This is a genomic window from Hydrogenophaga sp. (assembly GCF_041633695.1).
Taxonomy (GTDB): Bacteria; Pseudomonadota; Gammaproteobacteria; order Burkholderiales; family Burkholderiaceae_C; genus Hydrogenophaga.
The window spans coordinates 1-4813 of the sequence record NZ_JBFJMY010000325.1; the positions used below are offsets into that span (position 1 = coordinate 1).

General features: G+C 67.8%; 6 protein-coding genes. 1 reads left to right on the forward strand and 5 read right to left on the reverse strand.

Annotated features, from left to right (window positions below; all coding sequences use genetic code 11):
- The coding region (locus ABYB95_RS17070) for an ABC transporter substrate-binding protein (RefSeq protein ID WP_372659756.1) at nucleotides 1–393 on the reverse strand (393 nt) is incomplete at its 3' end.
- Nucleotides 394–455: 62 nt separating this feature from the next.
- Nucleotides 456–2177: an allophanate hydrolase gene (gene atzF, locus ABYB95_RS17075; protein ID WP_372659757.1), complete on the reverse strand. Its 1722-nt coding sequence runs from the start codon at nucleotides 2175–2177 to the stop codon at nucleotides 456–458.
- A 257-nt stretch (nucleotides 2178–2434) separates the two neighbouring features.
- Here atzF and ABYB95_RS17080 point away from each other — a divergent pair, with 257 nt between their 5' ends.
- Nucleotides 2435–2683, forward strand: coding sequence for a DUF3297 family protein (locus tag ABYB95_RS17080; protein WP_372659758.1), 249 nt, complete (start codon nucleotides 2435–2437; stop codon nucleotides 2681–2683).
- A 33-nt stretch (nucleotides 2684–2716) separates the two neighbouring features.
- On the opposite strand, the gene ABYB95_RS17085 is transcribed toward ABYB95_RS17080, so the two are convergent.
- The 3 genes from ABYB95_RS17085 to ABYB95_RS17095 form a co-directional block, all read right to left on the reverse strand.
- Nucleotides 2717–3607, reverse strand: coding sequence for an NAD(P)/FAD-dependent oxidoreductase (locus ABYB95_RS17085; protein WP_372659759.1), 891 nt, complete (start codon nucleotides 3605–3607; stop codon nucleotides 2717–2719).
- A complete protein-coding gene (locus ABYB95_RS17090; protein WP_372659760.1) occupies nucleotides 3597–4052 on the reverse strand; it encodes an Rrf2 family transcriptional regulator in 456 nt (151 codons plus the stop codon). The genes ABYB95_RS17085 and ABYB95_RS17090 overlap by 11 nt, the downstream gene beginning before the upstream one ends.
- Nucleotides 4053–4136: 84 nt before the next feature.
- A partial coding sequence (locus ABYB95_RS17095) for a Gfo/Idh/MocA family oxidoreductase (protein WP_372659761.1) occupies nucleotides 4137–4813 on the reverse strand: 677 nt, incomplete at its 5' end.

A 4813-nucleotide genomic window follows, 5' to 3' on the forward strand; every position in this document is an offset into this window, starting at 1 on the left:
GTTCTTGGCGTTGCTGGGGTTGGAGCAAAAGATCTTGAAGGTGCCGGGCGCCGCGATCTCGCCCACAGCGATGTTGGCCGAACCGGTGCCGTTGGCGCTGCCGTCGCAGCGGTCGGCCAGCATGGCTTCCATGATTTGTTGCGCGCCGGCGAAACGCAGCACCTCCACGTTCAGGCCGGCTTCTTTGAAGTAGCCAAGCTCCACCGCCGAATAGAACGGCAGGCCGGCCGCGATCGGCCAGTAGCCGACCCGGATCGTGGGGCCCCCCTGCGCCCGCACCAGGGCCGGTGCGCCGATCAGGCCCAGGCCTGCCGTGGCCACACCGGCTTTCAACAAACGGCGGCGTGCCGCGTCGGTGGTGGTGGGCAATGAAGATGAAGTGGTGCGGGTCATGGCGCTCTCCTGGAGGTTGAAAAAACGGATGTGAACGGTGGGATCGGTTCTGGTCTGGGCACTCAAGACTGGAGCGATGCGATGTAGGCGCGCCAGCCACCAAAACCGGTGATGTCTTGCGCGCCTTGCGTGGCCAGGGCCTCGCAAACAAAGCCTTGCACGCGGCTGCCGTCGGCCAGTTCCAGCGTGCCGATGCCCAGCGGTGCCGGGATCAAAGCCACGAAGGAGCCGTAGTGCGCGGTGGGCATTTCCCAGATTTCGAGCGCAATCGGTGCGCCCGTGCCATCGGGCACACGCAGCAGGCCGGGCTTGGGTGGCACCGTGCCGGGCAGGGCGTAGAAGCGGTAGTGCGCAGCGGTCTCAGCCGTGCGCAGCAAACGGGCACCGCGTTCGCGCAGCTGGCTGTTGAGCGGCATGCCCGAGAGGTGCGCGCCCACCACCGCCACCTGCACCACCGGGTCCGCACGCAAGCCTGCGATGGGCTGCGGCTCGGCCAGGGCGTCGCCGGTGGCGCCTTGGGTGAGTTCGGTGGCCAGGTGGTAGCGCTGGCCCAGATCGGCCAAAGCCCAGTCGCTGGCACACGGGCCGATCAAGGTGATGCCGAACGGCAGGCCATCGGGCCGGATCGCGCTGGGCACCGCGAGCGCCGCGTAGTCCAGCAGATTGACGAAGTTGGTGTAGGCGCCGAGGTGGCGGTTCAGCACCACCGGCTCGGCCTGCATCGCGGCCACGGTGTAGTGCGTCGGCGCCGTGGGCACCAGCAACACGTCCATTGTTTGCCACAGGGGAGCCGCCTGCTGGCCCAGCGCGCGCAGGCGGGTCTGGGCGTCGCAAAGATCGGCCGCGCTGTAGTCGCGGCCACGCGCCAGTATGCTGCGCACCGGCTCGATCACCTCGTTTTCGTGGGCATCGAAAAAGCGCCGGATGGCGGCATACCGTTCGGCCACCAGGGCGCTGTCGTACAAGAGTTCGGCCGCCTGGGCCAGCGGTTCGAAGTCGATCTGCACCGGCTTGCCGCCCAGCGCCTGCAGGCGTGCCACGGCGTCGGCAAACGCGGCTTCGGCCAGTTCGTCGCCGTGGAATTGCAAGGCCGAGGGCACACCAAAACGGAACACCGGCGGCAGGGCACGGGTCGTGGGCACCAGCTCGCGCGAATACGGGTCTTGCGCGTCCGGACCCATGGCCACCTGCAGCACGCGCGCAGCCAAGGCCACATCGCGCGTGAAGATGGAAACACAGTCCACGCTCTGCGCGGCCGCCACCACGCCTTGCGCGCTGATCAAACCCTTGGTGGGCTTCAAGCCGACGATGTTGTTCAAACCCGCGGGCACCCGGCCCGAGCCAGCGGTGTCGGTGCCCAGGGAAAAGTCCACCTGGCCAGTGGCCACCACATAGGCCGATCCCGAGCTGGAACCTCCGCTCACATAGGCCGGGTCGAAGGCGTTGGGCACGGCGCCATAGGGCGAGCGGGTGCCGTTCAGACCGCAGGCAAACTGGTCCAGATTGGTTTTGCCGACCAGGCATGCACCAGCTTCGAGCAGGCGGCGCACTACGGTGGCGTGTTGCGTCGCGGTGTAGGCAAAGGCCGCGCAGCCCGCCGTGGTGGGCAAACCGCGCACGTCGATGTTGTCTTTGACAGCAAAGCGCAAGCCAGCCAAAGGCCCGGTCTGACCGTGCTGCAAGGGCTGCTCCAGACGCGTGATCCAGGCTTGCGGCGCATGGCCGCCAGCGGCGTGGCGCGCTGGGCTGGACGGCGATTTGGCGGGGTTTGTGGTGTGCACCATGTTTGAGCATCCAATCTTGTATCCAAGATGAGATGCAAGGAGTGTGCCAATCCACGGCACTGTGCCGCGTCGGTCTGCCGCTGGATTCAGAACCGCTTCAGCCGGTCGTGCAAACCCGGCGAGGACGCAGCCAGGCGGCGGCAGGCGCAGACCGGCGTCGCTGGCGCTGGCGTGCTTGCTTGGCGCGTCGTCTAAGATGCGGGCACGTCCGGCGGCCATCGCCCGGGCTGTCCCAGCGTCCATCCGAACCCGCCACCATGACCGAAGCCATTCCCCGCCCCCCCTTGCCCGACCGCCTGTGTGTGGACGCACGCAGCCCCCACCACGTGGCCGCCGTGTTCGAACACGACATCGGCATCCGTTTCAATGGCCAGGAGCGCATGGACGTGGACGAGTACTGCATCAGCGAAGGCTGGGTCCGGGTACCGGCCGGCAAGACGCGCGACCGCAAGGGCAACCCGCTGCTGATCAAGCTCACCGGCAAGGTCGAGGCCTTCTACCGCTGAGACCCCTGACAACGGGGTGCTACCGCAGCCTTGTCAGCTGAAAATCAAGGAGCGGTGCGCAGACGCGCCCGCCAGGGCACCGTCTCCCACCGAGATCGCCACGTTGCCAAAAGCGCGCGCCGCGTCTCCGCAGGCGAACACGCCCGCCACCGTGGTCTCCATGGTCGCACCGATGCGTATGTAGCTGCCGGTAGGCCCTTGCTCCAGGGCGCAACCGAGTTGCTCGGGCAAGGCGCTGCCCAGCCGCGTGCGGGTGAGGGTGAACAAGCCGTCTTGCACCACCTGGCGGCCATCGGCCAGCAGCAGGGTGGCCTGGTCCACCAGCGCCACCACCGGCGTTTCTTCCAGCACCACACCACGGCCCGCCAGCGCGGCGAGCTGTGCCGCGTCGGGTACAAAGCTGCGGTTGAGAAACAGGGTCACCCGGCCCCAGTCGGGCAACAACATGGCGTGGTGCAGCGACATCTCGCCCGAAGCCAGCACGCCGATGCGGCCCTGGTTCAGCTCGTAGCCGTGGCAATACGGGCAATGGAACACGCTTTGGCCCCAGCGCTCGGCCAGACCTTCGATGGCGGGCAGTTCGTCGACCACACCCAGAGCCAGCACCAGGCGTTGGGCGCGCAGCGTTTGTTCTGCGGTGGTCAGCACGAAACCCTCTTCTTGTGCTTGGGCCGCCACGGCGGTCCCGGCCAGCCACTGCACGTTCGGGTAGGCCAGCAATTGCGTGCGCGCGTCTTGTGCGATGCCGGCGGCGGCACGCCCGTCTTGGCCCAAAAAGCCGTGCGATGTGCGGGCGAAGCGGTTGCGCCGCTGGCCAGCGTCCACCACCACCACGCGCTGACGCGCCCGCGCCAACTGCAAGGCGGCCGACAAACCGGCGTAGCTGCCACCGACCACGATCACGTCTGCTGCGTCATTCAACATGCGCGAGCTCCCCTGCGTTGCAGGCCAGGCGGTGGTGGTGAAAGCCCTGCGACAAGTCCGCCAGGGTGACGGCGCCCAGGCGGTCCAGCAGCACGCGCTCGGACTCGCGGTAGGCCTCGTCCAGCGCGCCGTTCACCGCCTGCTCCACCAGACAACTGGGGTTTTCGCTGCGGTGCCCGACCGCCAGCAGCGCGGGCGCACCCAGGGCCTGGTGGATATCACCCAGGGTCACTTGCGACAAGGGGCATGAAACGACCCAGCCGCCGCGATGACCTTTGGCCGAAGCCACGAAACCGGCGTAGCGCAGGCCGGCCAGCCAGCGCCGCACCACCACCGGGTGGGTTTGCATCGCCGCCGCCAGCGCCTCCGAAGTGGCCGGTCCATCCATCTCGGCCATGTGCAAGAGCACGTGGACCACGCCCGATAGTCTGCTGTCTTGTTTCATGCAACATTATGAGTTGCATGAAATGGACAGTGCCCTGGTGGGCAACCAATGCCCTTGCGTGGGCTGCGGTTTTTGGCTGCCGGTTCAGACCACCGGGGTCCACTTCGCAGCACTGCGCGAAGAGGCCAGCACTTGCTCGATGAAGCGCACGCCCCGTGCGCCTTCGGCCACACGCGGGTAATCGGCCTCCAGCACGTCCGCCACCCGGCCCGAGAGGCGCGCCCGTATGTCGACCGCCACGCCCAGGTAGATGTTGGCAAAGGCTTCGATGAAGCCTTCCGGGTGCCCTGCCGGCAGGCGCGAGGCGCGGGCAGCGGCATCGCTGAGCCCCGCCGAGCCGTTGGTCAGCAGGCGCGGGGCGCCGTCCAACGGCGCGTGCAGCAGCCGGCCCGGGGTTTCCTGCTGCCAGTCGAGCGAGCCGGTGGTGCCGAAGATCCGCAGGCGCAGGTCGTTCTCGACGCCGGTGCAGATCTGTGAAGCCATCAAGACACCGCTGGCGCCACCGCTCAGGCGCAGCAGCAGGTTGGCATCGTCGTCCAGCGTGCGGCCTTCGCCCATCGCGTGGAGGTCGGCACACACGGCCTCCACCGCCAGGTCGGTCACGCTGGTCAGCAGGTTTTCGGCGTGGGAACCGATGTCGCCCATGGCACCCGCGTGCCCGCTTTGGCGCGGGTCGGTGCGCCACAGCGCCTGTTTGTTGCCACTGGCCTCGACCCGCGCGGCCAGCCAACCTTGTTGGTACTCCACCACCACGCGTCGCA